Raw genomic sequence first — 16678 nt, forward strand, 5'->3', positions numbered from 1 at the left:
AGGCCCGTGCAGCGGCTCAGCGCTTGCGTGCTGTTGCCGGCTTGCGCTTGCTCGTCGACTTCTTGGCAACGCTCTTCTTGGCCGGCGCCAGCGCATCGAACAAGCGCGACTTCGGGTATTCCGCGCCGACCACGTGCTGCAGGGTGCCGAGCCTCACCATCTGGTAAGTGCGGATGCGAAACGCCGGGTCGCAGGACATGCGCACGTAGAGATCGCGCGGCGTGACACCGTAGTCCTCTTCCAGCCACTCCATGAGATTGCGCGTGGCGTCGTATACCGCCTGTTCCATCGGCAGGTTGATACCGACCGCGACGATGCTGTCACCCTTGTCGATGCGCACGCAGGGCAGGCGCTTGTTCTTGATGACGGACACCGACATCTGCACCGTGGCGCGGGTCTCGTCGGCGATGCCGGTGAACTCGGTATCCCCTTGCCCGCCGTGCACGTCGCCGACGTACAAGAGTCCGCCGTCGTTGTAGGAATTGAGATAGATGGTGTGGCCGGGGCAGATGTCACGGCAGTCGATGTTGCCGCCGAACGGCCCCTGGCCGAGCACCGAGGTCACCACTTCACGCTCGGGCGCGGTGGCGAGCGTGCCGATGAAAGGCTCGAGCGGCCAACTCAGGGTGTCCGAGTATTTCGCCGTGCCATCGCGGGTGTGACCGCTCGGCCCCGGCAGGTGCTCGATGACGTGAACGTAGCCTTCGGCGCAGTCCTTGTAACGCAGGGAATCTCCCAACGGCCCCATGCCCGGCAGCGCCCCGGAAAAACCGTAGCGCCAGGGATCGATCCAGTCGATCTTGACCGCCAGCACGTCACCGGCCTTGCAGCCCTCGACGAAGATCGGCCCGACCACCGGGTTGAACAGGCCGGGGGTGCGCTTGGCGAGCCGCGCAAAGTGCGCGCCGGCGAATCCCTGCACGGTGGGCTTGTCGCTGTCGTCGGAGATCATGCCCGACAGCGCATCATCGGTTTCAATCTGGAAGACTTCGCCGGGCTTGACCCGCATGCACGGCTTGTCGCGGTTGTCGAAGGCGTATTTCTGGACTTTGCGGCGTTTGATCTTTTGCACGGGGCCCCCTCCCATCAAGGTTCACCGCAGTATATCGCCACAGCGGTGCGCGCCCACACGTCGGCTCACGCGCTGCGCGTTGCCCCCATGCGCTGGAAAGGCGCCTCCACGTAATGATGAAAGACCACCGCCACGGCAAGGCTCGCGGCATAGGCTCCCGACCATCGCCGACCAGGCTTGAAGCGGCGACAGCGGCAGGCGCGAGAACCACGCGTTGACGACCAGGCAGATCGGAAAGTGCACCAGGAACAGGCTGAACGAGATGCGGCCTAGCCACGCAACCGCGGCATTGGCTGGCCAGTGTTGCAGGAAACGCCGGTGTGCTGCGAGCACGATGAGCACGGCCGTCAACGCCGCAACCAGCAGGCGCGGCCGCCAGTCGACGATTAACGCCGTGACCACCAGGGCCAGGTAACTGCCCAGCAACCACGGCGGGCTGCTGCCCTCCAGCGTCCAGCGCAACAACATGCCGAGAAAATAGCTGCCGAAGAAATACACCGCCCAATGATCGAAGGCCGCATCGCGGTTGAACCAGAACAGGGAAGCGGCGGCCAGCACACCGAACACGCCGCGGCTGGCAACGACAATGGCATGGTCGTGCAGCGACAATCGTGGCAACCAACAGCGCAGCACCGCGCTCACCGTCAGCACCAGTATGAACAGTTGGAAGTCCACCGCCAGGTACCAGATGCCGGCGCTCAGGGCTTCAAATCCGAGCAGATCCTGCAGGTAGAAAGCGTGGGCCAGCAGTTGCAGCACGCTGGGTGCCGCCGATATGGATCGGTGATCCATCCACGTGTCGGCCACCGCGTTGGCGACGACGGCCAACCCCAACGTGACGAGATAGGGGCCGCCGGTACGCAGATAACGTCGCCCGACTTCGCGCAGGAAGCCGCGCAGATCGAGCGCCGGCAAACGCTCTATATGTTGCGCCGTGACAAAGCCGCCGATAACCAGGAAGACCTGAACCGCCATGCGCCCATGGTGATGGAGGATGTCGATGACAAACGGAGTGAGGGGCCGGGCAACGTCGGACAGGGGACCGTAGAACGCGAGATGGTGCCAGACGATGAGTTGCGCGGCGACGGCGCGCAGTCCGTCGATGAAACGCAGGCGGCCGCTGACGGCGGGTAAAAACGAAATGGCGATGGCACTCATGCCCCGAGAAACCCCATCCCCTGACGCGCGAGCGCTGCAATAGTGACCACTGGGCCTGCGCGACAGGGTAGAACATCAGGCTTGATTGGGGCTTGCACCGGCGGACTGTGCTGGGCAGGAACCCAATCTTGGCTTAACCGCTGCGACGGTGGGGGATTGTAACGTGAGGCGCGGAGCGATGGGTTCGCTTCTCACTCTCTCTCCGCCACATATGCAAAAGGCCCCTATTGGGGCCTCGATGTGGATGCCGCAAAGCTTGTTGGGTTTGGGGCGTTGGGGGCGGCTCCTTGGAGAGAAAGCGAAACAGAAGGGTTTTTAACTCCCAGGAAAGGCCTGTTGGGGCCGGTGGGATTGCCTCGCAAACGCTTGTTGCGTTTGCTCGCCCCTGCGGGGCGCCGCTGCTTCGCTGCGGCGGCCAATCGTCCTTTGGACGATTGTCGAACGTAGGGTTCGGCTCTCAATCTCTCTCCGCCATATATGCAAAAGGCCCCTGTTGGGGCCTTTTGCATATATGGCGGAGAGAGAGGGATTCGAACCCTCGATGGGCTTTTGACCCATACTCCCTTAGCAGGGGAGTGCCTTCAGCCGCTCGGCCATCTCTCCGGAGGCGCACAGAATAACCGCGCAACGCGGCAGGGTAAAGGTGAAATCGGGGCTCGGGGAATTCGTCGGTCGTTGGACTCGGACGTGGGCCATGCATCGGGCGCCAGGGAGCCGGCGAGGTCAAAAAGTCTTGGGTCGGTCGGCGCCGGAGGTGGCGCTGGAACTGGTGAGGAGAGACGGTCAGGTCGGGCTTGGGACCTTTCCGATCAAAGCGTCGATACGTTTCCTGGTATCGCTTGATCCGCTCCGCGAGTTATTTCGCCTGGTTGGCGACGTCCTCGCCACCTTCCTGTTGGATGCGCTGGTAGATTTCTTCGCGGTGCACCGAGACTTCTTTCGGTGCATTCACACCGATACGAACCTGGTTACCCTTTATTCCCAACACGGTGACATTCACGTTGTCACCGATCATCAATGACTCTCCAACCCGTCTGGTTAATATCAGCATACCGTTTCTCCATATGACTTAACGGCGCTCCTGCGACGCTAGCGGTTGATAAACAATAACTGCCTCGTTCGGACGCTCCCGAATTCGACAACTATCTTTCCCTGACAATTCAATTCTATCGACTGGCAAGGAAAAAATCCTGGACCACGCGTCACAAATGTCTGCCTGTTTGTCAGGCATTGTGAAGCTTGTTGGCGTTCTCCAGGCCGAATTCGGAATGCAGAATGCGCACGCCGAGTTCAGAGTACTTTTCATCGACCACCACCGAGATCTTGATCTCCGAGGTCGAAATCATGCGAATGTTGATACCGTCATCGGCCAGTGCCTTGAACATGCGGCTGGCGATGCCCGCGTGTGAGCGCATGCCTACACCGACGATGGATATCTTCACGATCTTGCGATCGCCACGCACACCCTTGGCCCCCATCTCGGGGGCAACCTTCTCCAGGATCTCGACCGTGCGGTCGTAATCGTTGCGGTGCACGGTGAAAGTGAAGTCAGTGGTGCCATCGGCGCCGGTGTTCTGCACGATCATGTCGACTTCGACGTTGGCGGCGGCCACCGGGCCCAGGATGCCGCTCGCGATGCCCGGACGATCCGGCACGCCGGCCACGGTGATCTGTGCTTCGTCGCGGTTCAGCGTGACGCCGGAAATGAGTGCTTGCTCCATGATGTTTTCCTCGGTGGTGATCAGCGTGCCCGTGCCTTCCTCGAAGGACGACAGAACGCGCAGATTGACCTGATACTTGCTCGCGAATTCAACCGAACGGATCTGCAGCACCTTGGCGCCGAGGCTGGCCATTTCCAGCATCTCTTCGTAGGTGATGCGATCCAGGCGCCGCGCCTCGGGCACGATGCGCGGGTCGGTCGTATAGACGCCATCGACGTCCGTGTAAATCTGGCACTCGTCGGCCTTGAGCGCGGCCGCCAGCGCCACCGCCGTGGTATCGGAGCCGCCGCGCCCCAGGGTGGTGATGTTGCCGTTCTCGTCCACACCCTGGAAACCCGCCACCACCGTCACCCGCCCGGCATCGAGATCGGCACGCACGCGGTGTTCGTCGATGGCTTCGATGCGCGCCTTGTTGAAGGCGCTGTCGGTGAGGATGCGCACCTGGCTGCCGGTGTAGGACACCGCCGGTACGCCGTGCTTGGCGAGCGCCATGCACAACAGCGCAATGGTGACCTGCTCGCCGGTCGAGAGCAGCACGTCGAGCTCGCGCCCGCCCGCGCGCGGCTCGATGGCCTTGGCGAGGCCGAGCAGGCGATCGGTCTCGCCCGACATCGCCGACACCACCACCACAACCTTGTTACCGGCGCGCTGGGTGCGCGCCACCCGCTCGGCCACCGCTTCGATGCGCTTGGTGTCGCCGACCGAAGTACCACCGAATTTCTGAACAATCGTGCTCATGCTGTTTCCATGCTTGATTTGCACCAATGGCGAACGCCGGGCGCCGAGCTCCGGGGGAGCTCGCGCCACGCGCATCGCATCAAGGATTCTTTGCCGCGCGCTCGGCGACCCACGGGGTCACGGACCGCATCGCTTCTTCGAGCCGGCTGGCGTCGGTGCCGCCGGCCTGCGCCATGTCGGGGCGACCGCCACCTTTACCGCCGACCTGGCGGGCGACGTGATTGATGAGGTCGCCCGCGTGTACCGTCGCGGTCATGGTTTTGGTGACGCCCGCGATCAGTCGTACTTTATCATCCTCGACCGTGGCGAGCACGACCACCGCACGTTCAAAACGATCTTTCAAACTGTCGCAGGTCGCGCGCAGGGCGTTCATGTCGGCCCCGTCGATGATTTCGACGATGAGTTTCGCGCCACCGATGTCCTGCGCGCCAGCCGCGATGTCACGGCCCGAGGCGCCGGCCAGCTTGGCCTTCAGATCCTGGATTTCCTTTTCCAGCGCGCGGCCACGCTCCACCACCTGCTTGAGCTTGGGCTCGATTTCGCCGGCGTTGGCCCGCACCAGGCCGGCAATCCGCTCGAGGCGCGCTTCCGCTTCCAGGCTGTAGCTGACGGCGTTGTCGCCGGTCACGGCCTCGATACGGCGCACGCCCGAGGCCACGCCCGATTCGCTGACTATCTTGAAGGCGCCGATGTCGCCGGTGCGGCTGACGTGGGTGCCGCCGCACAACTCGACCGAGAATTCGCCCATGCGCAGCACCCGCACTTCGTCGCCGTATTTCTCGCCGAACAGGGCCATGGCGCCGCTTTCGATGGCGGCCTTGTAGGGCATCACGTCGGCCCGCACCTCGACGTTGCGCCGCACTTCGGCATTGACCATGCGTTCGACCGCGGTCAGTTCCTCGCGCGTCAGGGCCTGCGGGTGGGAGAAATCGAAACGCAGACGTTCGGCGTCGACCAGCGAGCCCTTCTGCTCGACATGGCGGCCGAGCACCGCGCGCAACGCGGCGTGCATGAGATGGGTGGCTGAATGGTTGAGGCGCGTGGCCTGGCGACGCGGATCCTCGACTTCGGCGCTGAGCTTGTCACCCATCGCCAGGGTACCCATCTGCATGCGGCCCATGTGCAAAAACAGGCCGCCCTGCTTGCGCGTATCGGCGACCTCGAACACGCCGTTGCCATTCAGCAAACGCCCGCGGTCACCGACCTGGCCACCGGACTCGGCATAGAACGGCGTGCGATCGAGGATGACGACACCGGCACTGCCGGCGTTCAGGGCCGGCACCGGTCGGCCCTCGACGAACAGGCCGACCACGCGCGCGTCGTCATGGGTGGTGGCGTAACCGGTGAAGACCTGTTCGCGACCGATGCGCGACAGGTCCTCGGCGTCGATGGCGTGGGAGGTATCGACGTTGGTGAAGTGGCTCGCGGCGCGCGCGCGTTCGCGCTGCGCCTGCATGGCGGCCTCGAAGCCCGCCTGGTCGAGCTTGAGCCCGCGCTCGCGCGCGATGTCGGCGGTCAGGTCGACCGGGAAACCGAAAGTATCGTAGAGCTGGAACACCACCGGGCCGGCGATGGTGTCGCCGCTCATCTCGGCGATGCTGGCATCGAGGATGCGCATGCCATGGTCGAGCGTCTCGGCGAAGCGTTCTTCTTCGAGCTTGAGGGCCGCCATGATGGCCGACTCGCGCTCGCGCAGCGGCGGGTAGGCATCGCCCATCTGCTCGCCGAGCGCCGGCACCAGCTTGTGGAAGAACAGCTCCGTGATGCCGAGCTTGTGGCCGTGGCGCAGCGCGCGGCGAATGATCCGGCGCAGCACGTAGCCGCGCCCCTCGTTGGACGGCAGCACACCGTCCATCACCAGGAAAGACGCGGCGCGGATGTGGTCGGCTATCACGCGCAGTGAGGCCTCTTCCTTGACCGCGCCCGGCACCTGGGCACGCACCGCCTTGATCAAGGCCTTGAACAGATCGATGTCGTAATTGTCGTGCACGCCCTGCAGCACGGCGGCGATGCGCTCGAGGCCCATGCCGGTATCGACCGACGGACGCGGAATGCGCTTCTGCTCACCGCCGGCGGTGCGCTCGTACTGCATGAAGACCAGGTTCCAGATCTCGATGTAGCGATCGCCGTCGGCATCGGGGCTGCCGGGCGGGCCGCCGGCAATGGACGGACCGTGGTCGTAGAAGATTTCCGAACACGGCCCGCACGGGCCGGTGTCGCCCATCATCCAGAAATTGTCTTTCTCGCCGCAGCGCGACAGGCGATCGGCGGGCACGCCGATGTGGTCCAGCCAGATGCTGGCCGCCTCGTCGTCACTCTCGAATACGGTCACCCACAGCTTCTCGGCCGGAATGCCGAAGCGCTCGGTCAGGAGTTTCCAGGCAAACTCGATGGCTTCCTTCTTGAAGTACTCGCCGAAGCTGAAATTGCCCAGCATCTCGAAAAAAGTGTGATGGCGCGCGGTGTAGCCGACGTTGTCAAGATCGTTGTGCTTGCCGCCGGCGCGCACGCAGCGCTGGCTCGACGCGGCGCGCTTGTAGTCGCGCTCTTCGAGACCGAGGAACACGTCCTTGAACTGCACCATGCCGGCATTGGTGAACAGCAACGATGGATCGTTGCCCGGCACCAGCGGGCTGGAATCGACGCCGGTGTGGCCGTGTTCCTTGAAGTACTCGAGGAACGCACTGCGGATGTCAGAGGTCTTCATCGGTCGCTGCTTGTCTCAATGCCTGTCGAATCTGTGCGGCATCGAAGCCGCGATATTCTAGGAAGCGCGTCTGCCTGGCGCGCGCCTGCGCGTCGCGTGGCCCGCCTCGAAATTTCTTGCGCCGGGTGTCGCACGCAAGCTCATCCCAATCGACCTCGGCCGATTCGAGTGCGCTGCGTACCAGGGATGGGGCTACGCCGCGCTGTTTGAGTTCCTGCTCTATCCGGCGCGGACCGTAGCCGCGTGCGGCTCGACTGCGGATGAAGATGTCGGCATAGCGACCGTCCTTCTGCAGGCCTTCTTCGGCCAGATCATCGAGCACGGCGACCAGGTCGTCGTGCTCGATGCCCTTGTGCGCGAGCTTGGTCTCGAGCTCGCGGCGACTGTGCTCGCGGCGGGCCAGCGCGCTGACCGCCAGGTCGCGCGCCGTCCGTCGCGGGTCGTCGCTCAGGCTTCCTCCAACTCGTCGAGGTCATCCTCGACGCTGCCGGCGGCCGCCGCGTTGGAGGTAATCGCGACCGCACGGATGCTGGCCTCGATTTCATTGGCGATCTTGGGGTTGTCCTTCAGGTACTGGCGGACATTGTCCTTGCCCTGCCCCATGCGCTCGCCCTTGTAGCTGTACCAGGCGCCGGTCTTGTCGATGAAGTTGTTCTCCACGCCGAGTTCGATCAGTTCGCTCTCCAGCGATACGCCCTCGTTGTAGAGAATGTCGAAGGTCGCCTGCCGGAAGGGCGGCGCGACCTTGTTCTTGACGACCTTGACGCGGGTCTCGTTGCCGATGATTTCCTCGCCGCGCTTGAGCGAGCCGATACGGCGGATGTCGAGGCGCACCGAGGCATAGAACTTGAGCGCGTTGCCGCCGGTGGTGGTCTCCGGGTTGCCGAACATCACACCAATCTTCATACGGATCTGGTTGATGAAGATGATCAGCGTATTGGAGCGTTTGACGTTGCCGGTCAGCTTGCGCAGCGCCTGGGACATGAGGCGCGCCTGCAGGCCGACATGGCTGTCACCCATTTCACCTTCGATTTCGGCCTTCGGCACCAGCGCCGCGACGGAGTCGACGATGATGCAGTCGATGGCGCCGGAGCGCACCAGCATGTCGGTGATTTCCAGTGCCTGCTCGCCGGTGTCGGGCTGCGAGACCAACAGTTCCTTGACGTTCACGCCGAGTCGCTCGGCGTACTGCGGGTCGAGGGCGTGCTCGGCGTCGATGAACGCGGCGGTGCCGCCTTTCTTCTGTACTTCCGCCACCACGTGCAGGGCCAGCGTGGTCTTGCCGGAAGATTCAGGCCCGAAGATTTCGACCACGCGGCCGCGCGGCAAACCGCCGACGCCGAGCGCGATGTCGAGACTCAGGGAACCCGTCGATACGACCTCGATGTCAGGCACGGTGCCGCCATCGCCCATGCGCATGATCGACCCTGTGCCGAATTGTTTTTCGATTTGGGACAGCGCCGCTCCTAGCGCTTTTTGCTTGTTGTCGTCCATATTGTTTGTCCTCTTCATGAAATGACCCGTATGTGATTCAGCGGCCCGGATTATTGCACAGAAGAGCGGCCCCTTTTAGTCGAAAACGGCGTCCCTCAGCGGCCATTGCGCGAGGCAGCGATAGTGCGGCCCGGGCCCTTGGGAATTCGATGAAACCAGTGCGAAATCCCTTACCTGCCAGGGCACGGAAAAGCTTGCAAGCAGACCTGGCGGACGTCTCACGCCGCGCGCGACGGTGACATGGGGACGGAAGCTGCCGGCATCGACCACGGGCAGCTCGGCGCCGCGCCGCAGTGCCGCCGCGAGGCGCTGGAGTGGTATCGGCACCACGTCGGGCGCCAGCCACGCGACGCGGCTGCGTCGCCACCAGCCCGCCGCGACCAGCATGAGGTCGAAGCCCGGCATGTCGAGCGCGGCGGCCATCGCGCCGAGTTCGCCGACGCGCTCCTCGGGCACTTCGCCGACAAAGGCCAGGGTCAGGTGCAGGTCGGCGCGCGCCAGCGGTCGCCCGTCGCGCAGGTTGAGCAGGCTCGCCGCGCTCGCCACGGCGGCGCGCGTCGCGTCGTCCGGCCACAGCGCGAAGAACAGGCGCATCGCTCAGTCCAGCATTGCGCCGAGACGCCGCAAGGCATGGGCCACGGTGTGGGCGCGCACCGCGCGACGGTCGCCATCGAAGACCAGGCGCTCGGTGACGACGGCGCGGCCCTCGATCGCGAAGCCGAAACACACCGTGCCGACCGGCTTGTGCGCGGAGCCACCGCCCGGGCCGGCCACGCCGGTCACCGACACCGCGACGTCCACGCCGCCGACGCGCAGCGCGCCGGCCGCCATTTCGCCGGCGGTCTCCAGGCTGACCGCGCCGCAGCGCTCGATGGTCATGGCGTCGACTCCCAACAAGGCCACCTTGGCGGCATTGGAATAGGTCACCAGTCCGCACTCGAACCAGTCCGAACTGCCGGCGGTCGCGGTCATGGCCTGGGCTATCCAGCCGCCGGTGCAGGACTCGGCGGTGGCCATGCGCCAGCCGCGTTCAAGCAGCGCGGCGCCGAGCTCGCGGCCCAGCGCTTCGAGGCCATCCTGGCTCGGCACGCCGCTCATGACGAACGCGCCGCGCCACGCCGCGCCCTGAAGAAATCCACCAGCAACATGCCACAAGCCTCCGCTTCCACGCCGGCGGTGACGACGGCGCGATGATTGAGAATAGGATGTTCGAGCACGTTCAGCACGCTGCCGGCGGCGCCGGTACGCGGATCGCGCGCGCCGAACACCACGCGCGCGATGCGCGCCTGCACGATGGCGCCGGCGCACATGGCGCAGGGTTCCAGCGTCACGTACAGCGTGGTGCCGGGCATGCGGTAATTGCGCAGACGCGTGGCCGCCGCGCGTATCGCCACGATTTCGGCGTGGGCGGTCGGATCGTCGCTGCTGACCGGTCGATTCCAACCTTCGCCCAGCACCTCGTCGTCGAGGGTCACCAAGGCCCCTACCGGCACCTCGCCTTCACACTGGGCACGCCGCGCCAGCGCCAGCGCGACCTGCATGAAGCGGAGATCGCGGGCATGTTGGACTTCGTCCGAGCTTTCGAATGTTTCGGCCATCAGGGCATCGCCGCCATCGGGTCGCCAGTGATAGCACAGGTCTTGCGTTCACGTCTTGCCCGGGGCGGCATCGGCGGCGGCATTGCGCGCGGCATTCAATCGCGCCGTCGCCAGCACGCCCAAGACTTCGCCGGCCGCGTCGCGAATCATGCTGAAGGCAAGGTCGACATAGAGCTTGCCGCCCTCGGCGTGTTCGGCGCGGGTGGTGAGCACCTGGCCGTGATACTTGGCCACGCCGCTCGTCACCGCGCGCTCGAATCCCGCCCAATGCGCGGCGCGAAAACGTTCCGGGATGATGATGTCGAGACTGGCGCCGAGCGCATGGGCGGCATCGTGGCCGAACATGCGCGTGGCCGCTTCGTTCCACAGCAGGATGTTGCCGGCCAGGTCGCAGTAGATCATGGCATCCGGCGCCTGGGCCAGCAGCGCCGCGTGCACGGATGGGTGGTTGGGGTCGGGCGTCGGTTCGTGCATGGTCTAGTCCTCGTCGCCGCCGGCCCGCAGATCCTGAATGCCGAGCGCCGTCTGCAATGAACGCAATTCTTCGCGATGCCGCGCGGCGAGCGCGCTGACACAGCGCGTGCCCTTGGCGGTGAGATGGATCTCGACCCGCCGGCGATCGTCGGCATGCGCGCGACGCCGCACCAATCCCATCGCCTCGCAGCGCGAAATGAGCGCCACGGTGCCGTGATGATGGGCCTGCAAGCGCTCCGCGAGTTCGCCGACGCTGGCCCAGGCGCGCCCGGGGAAGCCCTGCAACTGCAACAGCAACTGGTATTGCAGGTTGGTGATGCCATGACGGCGCGTCAGCTCCTCGCTGAAACGCAGGAAGCGCCGCAGCTGGTAGCGGAATTGTGCCAGCCGCTCGAAGTCGGCCTTGGCCATCGATGTCTTCGCGGGGGATTTGCGCATGGCTGATATATATCATGCCGTGATATAAATTCCTCGTTCGTTTTTTCGAGAGTGCTGCCGCGATGGAAGACCTGCCCGCCTGGCGAGCCGAGCGCCGCGCCGAACTGATCGCCGCACGCCAGGCCCGCGGCGCCGCCGAGCGTGCGCAGTGGACCGCCGCCATCACACGACACCTGCGCGCCGCGCTGCCGGCGGTACGCGGCATGGTGATCGGCTGCTACGTGCCGTTTCGCGCCGAGCCGGACCTGCGCCCGCTGTTCGATGAATGGCGCGCGGCCGGCGCCGACACCGCGCTGCCGGTGGTGAAAGGCCGCGGCGCCGCCATGGAATTCCGCTCCTGGTGGCCCGGCTGCCCGGTCGTCAAGGGCGCTTTTTCGCTGCCCACGCCGGACGGCACGCCGCTCGTCACGCCGCAGGTGGTGCTGATGCCGCCGGTGGGTTTTGACGAGCAGGGCTATCGCCTCGGCTATGGCGGCGGCTATTTCGACCGCACCCTGGCCGGTCTCGAGCCGGCGCCGCTCAAGCTCGGCGTGGCCTTCGAGCTGTCGCGCATGCCAAGCATCGCGCCACAGGACTACGACATCCCCATGGACTTCATCGTCACCGAGCGCGCGGTGTACGAACGTCGCGCCGGATGCCTGCATGCCCTGCTCGGCGCGGCCGACATCGGTCGCGCGGTGGCGGCCCATCGCCTGCGTCGGGCCGTTGACGACGACGCGGCGCAAGCGTGTGCGTCGCCGCCCTGCTACGCAGCGCGTTACGAGCAGGACCCCTGAAGCGGGGCGCTCAAGACCGGCGCGCTGCTGCCGCCAACCGCTGCAGCCGTCAAAGATCGACCGCGCCGCCGGCCCCCGTGCGGGCGCCCCTGTCGCGTCGACCCCCATTCGAGGACAGCATGCCCCTCATCCAACTCGTCTACAAAAGTGTCGCCACGCGTCCCATGAGCAGCGAGGACCTCGAGCAGATCATCGCCTCGGCGCGCCACCGGAACCCCGACAACGGCATCACCGGCATGTTGTTCTTCGCCGACGGACACTTCATGCAGGTGCTGGAAGGCGAAGAACACCAGGTCGATGCCACCCTCGCGCGGGTGCGCCTGGACACTCGCCACACCGACCTCATCGTCACCGAGCGCAAAGTCATCGACGAGCGCAGCTTTGGCCAATGGAGCATGGGTCTGCGCCTCGGCGAGCAACACCGGGCACGGAACCAAAGCGCCACGGCGCCATTGAACGCGCCCACCCCGCCGGCCAGCCTGGCCGCCGCCATACTCGACGAACTCACCCGCGCGTCCGGCTAGGACGCGACGCACGTTCGCCGAGCCTTGCCGCCTGCGCGCGGCCGGGTCAGACTCCGTCACGACCGCCGTGCGCCCGCATCGCGCACGGCAAACCACGCGTGCCGGGAGGAACCATGCAAATCTCGATGATCACCGCCGGTCTGCTCGGCCTGTTGCTCATCGCGCTCAGCGCCTACGTGATCGCCGGCCGCGTGAAATTCAAAATTGACTTGGGCGACGGAGGCAATCCGGCCATGGTGCAACGCATACGCGCACAGGCCAACTTCGTCGAGTACGTGCCACTCGCGCTGGTGCTGCTGATGTTGGTGGAGTACGCGAGCATCGGCCCTCGCTGGATGACGATGGGCATGGGCGGCGCCCTGGTGGTGGGCCGCGTGCTGCACGCGCAGGGACTCGTCGCCAGTCCCGGCGCGACTTTCGGGCGCTTCGTCGGCACCAACCTCACGGCACTGGTAATCATCACCGGCTCGCTGGCCTTGCTCGGCCGCGGCGCCGGGCTGTGGTAGTGCCGCCCTGCAAGAGAGAACTCGCCATGAATGCCAAACTGCTGGAGCAATTGCCGCGTTACCCAAGCCCGCCCCATCTGCTGAGCAGCGGCGACGACGGCCGGCCGCACGCGGTGGCCGTCACGGTGCGTGTCGACGGCAATGAGCTCGTACTCCGCGCCGGCAAGCGCAGCCTCGCGAACGTGTCGGCGCGCAAGCTCGTGAGTGTGTTGTGGGGCGCGCCCAGCGCCGATGACTACAGCCTCATCGTCGATGGCGAGGCGCGCGTCAGTGGTAATGACGCCGAGCTGCGCATCACCATCACCCGCGCGGTGCTGCACCGGCCCGGCGCGCCGCGCCAGGCGACGGGCAGTACGTGCGGCAGCGACTGTGTGCCTTTGATCTGACAGCAAGGACCGCTCTGAATGTGCGAATGAATTCGCACCTACAGGAGATCATTCGCCGTCGGTCGGCTCCTGATCCTTAAGCTCGGCGAACTTGGCCGCCATGGTCGGATTGCCGCGCGTCAGCTTCTTGATCGTCACGTCCTGCGCCTTGTCATTGGCGAGACGCAGGTTCCTGTCGGTGCCGAGCAAGGCGTCCTTGGTCTTCTGCAGGTGGTCGATGGACTTGTCTATCTCGTCTATCGCGGTCTGGAAGCGCCGCGACGCCAGATCGTAGTTCTTGGCGAACGCGCTCTTGAACGTCTCGAGTTCGCTCTCGAAATTCGTGATGTCGATGTTCTGCGCCTTGACCAGCGCCAGCTCGGTCTTGTACTTCAGCGAATTCAAGGCTGCGTTACGCAGCAGCGTGATGATGGGAATGAAGAACTGCGGGCGCACCACGTACATCTTCGGATAGCGGTGGAAGACGTCGACGATACCGCTGTTATAAAGATCGCTGTCGGCTTCGAGCAGCGACACCAGCACCGCGTATTCACAGCCTTTCTCGTTGCGATCCTTGTCGAGCTCCTTGAGAAAATCCTCGTTCCTGTTCTTGGTCGCGGTGCGGTCGCTCTCGTTTTTCATCTCGAACATGATGGAAACGATCTCGGTGCCCGCCTCGTCCGTGTCACGAAAGATGAAATCGCCCTTGCTGCCGCTGCGCGCGTCGTTGTCCTTCTCGAAATAGGCGCGCGGAAAGGCCGTCGCGCGGATGCGGTTGAACTCGGTCTCGCAGTGCTGCTCGAGGGTTTCACCCACCATCTTGGTCGACAGCCGCGCCTTCATTTCGCGTAGACGCTCGATTTGCTCATCGCGGTCCTTGATCTGCGTCTCGTAGATGTCCTTGAGCGACTTCTCCGCCAGCTGCTTCTCGAGCCGCGCGTGCTCGAGACCACTCTTGAATTCGTCACGCTCTTTCTCGACCGCGTTGAGCGCCTCGGCCACCGCCAGCCTGCGCGCGGTTTCGCCCGCATCGAGTTCGGCCTTGAGCCTGAGGATCTCGGCATCCTTGTCGGCGGCGGCCTTCTGCAGTTCATTCTCGAGCTTCGCCTGCGCAAGCCTGGTCGCCGCGTGCTGCTCGTACCGGGCCTGCTCGAGCTGGTTGGCGAGCGTATTGCGTTCGTTTTCCGCCGCGCTGAGCGCCTCGGCCAGCGCCAGCTTCTGCGCCATCGCATCGGCTTCGATCCTGGCTTTCAAAGACAGGATCTGGGCGTCCTTGGCCACCGCCGCTTCCTGCAGCTCGCTTCTTACCCGGGTTTCGGCGATCTCGACCGCGTTGCGCCGTTCCTGGGCGGCAAGCTCGAGCCGCTCGTGCAACTGCCTTTCGAAGTCACTGTCGCGGACCTGCTTCAAGATGTCCGCGTAGCCGGCTTCATCAATCTTGAACGCTTTGCCGCAGTGGGGGCAGTTGATCTCGTACATGGCTCAGAACGACAGGCAGATCTTGCCGAAATGCTTCTGCGCGGCCTGGTGCTCGAAAGCGGCGGCGATGTCGTCCAGCGCGAAGCTGCGATCGATCACCGGCTTGATGGCGGCCGCTTCCAGCGCGTCGACCATCGCTTCCTGGTCTTCGATGGAGCCGACCGTGATGCCCTTGACCGCGATGTTCTTCCACATCACGGCGGCGGTCGGCACCTCACCGCTCCAACCGGCCAGCACACCGATCAGCGAGATGTGGCCGCCGATGCGCGTCGCTTCGATCGATTGCGCGAGGGTGCCGGCGCCGCCGATTTCCACCACCACGTCGACGCCCTTGCCGCCCGTCAGTTCGCGCGCCTTCACGCCCCACTCCGGCGTCTGTCGATAGTCGATGAGATGGTCGGCGCCGAGCGCCGCGAGGCGCTCGAGCTTGGCGGTCGAGGACGAGGTTGCAATCACGCGCGCACCGGCCGCCTTGGCCAGTTGCAGGGCGAACACCGACACGCCGCCCGAGCCCTGGGTCAGCACCACGTCGCCGGGCTTGACGGCGTTTTCCACGAACAGCGCACGCCACGCGGTCAGCGCCGCGCAGGGCAGGGTCGCGGCCTCTTCGTAGGTGTAGCCGCGCGGCATGCGCGTGAAGGCGCCGGCCGGCATCACCACGTATTCGGCGGCGAAACCGTCGACGTGGTCGCCCGGCACGCCGCGCGTGCGCTCGCCGGACACCGGGCCGCCCGCCCAATTCGGGAAGAACGTCGACATGACCTTGTCGCCGACCGCGAAACGGCTGACGCCGGCGCCGACCGCCACCACTTCGCCGGCGCCATCGGACATCGGAATGCGCCCGTCGCTGACCGGCAACATGCCGCTCACCACCGCGTAGTCGTGGTAGTTGAGCGAGCTGGCGCGCACCCGCACGCAGATCTCGCCGGCGGCGGGCTGGGGATCGGGGCGCTCGCCTATGCCGAGGTTGGCCAGCGATGCGGGATTCTTGACGTAGGCGACTTTCATGGTGGCGGACTCGGCTTGGAAACAAGGCCCGCATTGTAGCCGCGCCGGGCGCGCGACAGGTCAGGCCGTGATCGGCGCCGCCGTGGCGTCCGCCGCCGCCAGCAGGTCGGCCGGCGCCAGGCGCACCTGCAGACCGCGCTGACCGCCGTTGACACACACCCGCTGTTCCGCGAGCGCCGCGGCCTCGACCACGGTCGGCAGCTTTTTCTTCTGGCCGAAGGGGCTCACGCCGCCGACCTTGTAGCCCGTCACGCGCTCGGCATCGGCCACCGGCATCATCGCCGCGCTCTTGCCGCCAAAGGCCGCCGCGACCTTCTTCATGCTCGCTTCGCGGTCCGAGGGCAGCACGATGCAGGCCGGCTTGCCATCGACCTTCACGATCAAGGTCTTCAACACCCGCGACGGCGATTCGCCGATGGCCTCGGCGGCCTGCAGCCCGACGCTGTCGGCGTTGGGGTCGTAGTCGTAGCTCAGCAATTCGAAGTCGATCGCGAGCTTGCGCAAGTGATGCGTGGCGGGGGTGGATGAGGCCATGGCTGGATGATAACAGCGCTGTGCGTCACCTGTAGGTGCGAATTCATTCGCACATTCCTGCCGAAATCAGGCGCGCACACACGCCG

Annotated in this window: 19 protein-coding genes and 1 tRNA gene; 4 read left to right on the forward strand and 16 right to left on the reverse strand. The window is 65.3% G+C overall.

What is annotated here, in order from left to right:
• Positions 1-16: 16 nt before the first annotated feature.
• From IPM80_10640 to IPM80_10700, 13 genes are all read right to left on the reverse strand, one after another.
• Positions 17-1072 carry an acetamidase/formamidase family protein gene (locus IPM80_10640; protein ID MBK8958868.1) on the reverse strand — a complete coding sequence of 352 codons (1056 nt, stop codon included), beginning with the start codon at positions 1070-1072 and terminating at the stop codon, positions 17-19.
• A 21-nt stretch (positions 1073-1093) separates the two neighbouring features.
• Positions 1094-2230: an acyltransferase gene (locus tag IPM80_10645; GenBank protein ID MBK8958869.1), complete on the reverse strand. Its 1137-nt coding sequence runs from the start codon at positions 2228-2230 to the stop codon at positions 1094-1096.
• A gap of 512 nt (positions 2231-2742) precedes the next feature.
• Positions 2743-2833 (reverse strand) — tRNA-Ser (locus IPM80_10650).
• A 253-nt stretch (positions 2834-3086) separates the two neighbouring features.
• On the reverse strand, positions 3087-3281 hold the full coding sequence (csrA, locus tag IPM80_10655) for a carbon storage regulator CsrA (GenBank protein MBK8958870.1): 195 nt from the start codon (positions 3279-3281) through the stop codon (positions 3087-3089).
• A gap of 172 nt (positions 3282-3453) precedes the next feature.
• Positions 3454-4689, reverse strand: coding sequence for an aspartate kinase (locus tag IPM80_10660; GenBank protein ID MBK8958871.1), 1236 nt, complete (start codon positions 4687-4689; stop codon positions 3454-3456).
• Positions 4690-4768: 79 nt separating this feature from the next.
• Complete coding sequence (alaS, locus tag IPM80_10665) at positions 4769-7396, reverse strand: alanine--tRNA ligase (protein ID MBK8958872.1); 2628 nt, start codon at positions 7394-7396, stop codon at positions 4769-4771.
• On the reverse strand, positions 7383-7847 hold the full coding sequence (locus IPM80_10670) for a regulatory protein RecX (protein ID MBK8958873.1): 465 nt from the start codon (positions 7845-7847) through the stop codon (positions 7383-7385). Before IPM80_10670 ends, alaS begins: the two co-directional genes overlap by 14 nt.
• Complete coding sequence (recA, locus tag IPM80_10675; GenBank protein ID MBK8958874.1) at positions 7844-8890, reverse strand: recombinase RecA; 1047 nt, start codon at positions 8888-8890, stop codon at positions 7844-7846. Before recA ends, IPM80_10670 begins: the two co-directional genes overlap by 4 nt.
• 75 nt (positions 8891-8965) lie before the next feature.
• Positions 8966-9484 (reverse strand): RNA 2',3'-cyclic phosphodiesterase, encoded by a 519-nt coding sequence (gene thpR / locus IPM80_10680; protein ID MBK8958875.1) that lies wholly within the window; start codon positions 9482-9484, stop codon positions 8966-8968.
• A 3-nt stretch (positions 9485-9487) separates the two neighbouring features.
• Positions 9488-9988 (reverse strand): CinA family protein, encoded by a 501-nt coding sequence (locus tag IPM80_10685; GenBank protein ID MBK8958876.1) that lies wholly within the window; start codon positions 9986-9988, stop codon positions 9488-9490.
• Positions 9985-10488 carry a tRNA adenosine(34) deaminase TadA gene (tadA, locus tag IPM80_10690; protein MBK8958877.1) on the reverse strand — a complete coding sequence of 168 codons (504 nt, stop codon included), beginning with the start codon at positions 10486-10488 and terminating at the stop codon, positions 9985-9987. The genes IPM80_10685 and tadA overlap by 4 nt, the downstream gene beginning before the upstream one ends.
• 48 nt (positions 10489-10536) lie before the next feature.
• Positions 10537-10962, reverse strand: a complete 426-nt coding sequence (locus tag IPM80_10695; GenBank protein MBK8958878.1) for a PAS domain S-box protein — start codon at positions 10960-10962, stop codon at positions 10537-10539.
• A gap of 3 nt (positions 10963-10965) precedes the next feature.
• Complete coding sequence (locus IPM80_10700) at positions 10966-11400, reverse strand: winged helix-turn-helix transcriptional regulator (GenBank protein ID MBK8958879.1); 435 nt, start codon at positions 11398-11400, stop codon at positions 10966-10968.
• 62 nt (positions 11401-11462) lie between these two features.
• Between IPM80_10700 and IPM80_10705 the strand changes: the two genes are divergently transcribed.
• From IPM80_10705 to IPM80_10720, 4 genes are all read left to right on the forward strand, one after another.
• Positions 11463-12176 carry a 5-formyltetrahydrofolate cyclo-ligase gene (locus tag IPM80_10705; protein ID MBK8958880.1) on the forward strand — a complete coding sequence of 238 codons (714 nt, stop codon included), beginning with the start codon at positions 11463-11465 and terminating at the stop codon, positions 12174-12176.
• A gap of 119 nt (positions 12177-12295) precedes the next feature.
• A complete protein-coding gene (locus IPM80_10710) occupies positions 12296-12700 on the forward strand; it encodes a BLUF domain-containing protein (protein MBK8958881.1) in 405 nt (134 codons plus the stop codon).
• Positions 12701-12813: 113 nt separating this feature from the next.
• Entirely contained in the window at positions 12814-13206 is a 393-nt protein-coding gene (locus IPM80_10715; protein MBK8958882.1) for an MAPEG family protein, read from the forward strand.
• A gap of 26 nt (positions 13207-13232) precedes the next feature.
• Positions 13233-13592: a hypothetical protein gene (locus IPM80_10720; GenBank protein MBK8958883.1), complete on the forward strand. Its 360-nt coding sequence runs from the start codon at positions 13233-13235 to the stop codon at positions 13590-13592.
• A gap of 48 nt (positions 13593-13640) precedes the next feature.
• Here IPM80_10720 and IPM80_10725 read toward each other — a convergent pair whose 3' ends face one another.
• The 3 genes from IPM80_10725 to ybaK are packed head-to-tail and all read right to left on the reverse strand — an operon-like array spanning position 13641 to position 16592.
• The gene (locus IPM80_10725; GenBank protein MBK8958884.1) at positions 13641-15050 is read right to left on the reverse strand and encodes a DUF2130 domain-containing protein; all 1410 of its coding nucleotides are present in this window, start codon (positions 15048-15050) and stop codon (positions 13641-13643) included.
• 3 nt (positions 15051-15053) lie between these two features.
• Positions 15054-16058 (reverse strand): NAD(P)-dependent alcohol dehydrogenase, encoded by a 1005-nt coding sequence (locus IPM80_10730; protein ID MBK8958885.1) that lies wholly within the window; start codon positions 16056-16058, stop codon positions 15054-15056.
• Positions 16059-16118: 60 nt separating this feature from the next.
• On the reverse strand, positions 16119-16592 hold the full coding sequence (ybaK, locus tag IPM80_10735) for a Cys-tRNA(Pro) deacylase (protein MBK8958886.1): 474 nt from the start codon (positions 16590-16592) through the stop codon (positions 16119-16121).
• Positions 16593-16678: the final 86 nt, after the last annotated feature.

It is taken from the genome of Pseudomonadota bacterium, assembly GCA_016719885.1.
Taxonomy (GTDB): Bacteria; Pseudomonadota; Gammaproteobacteria.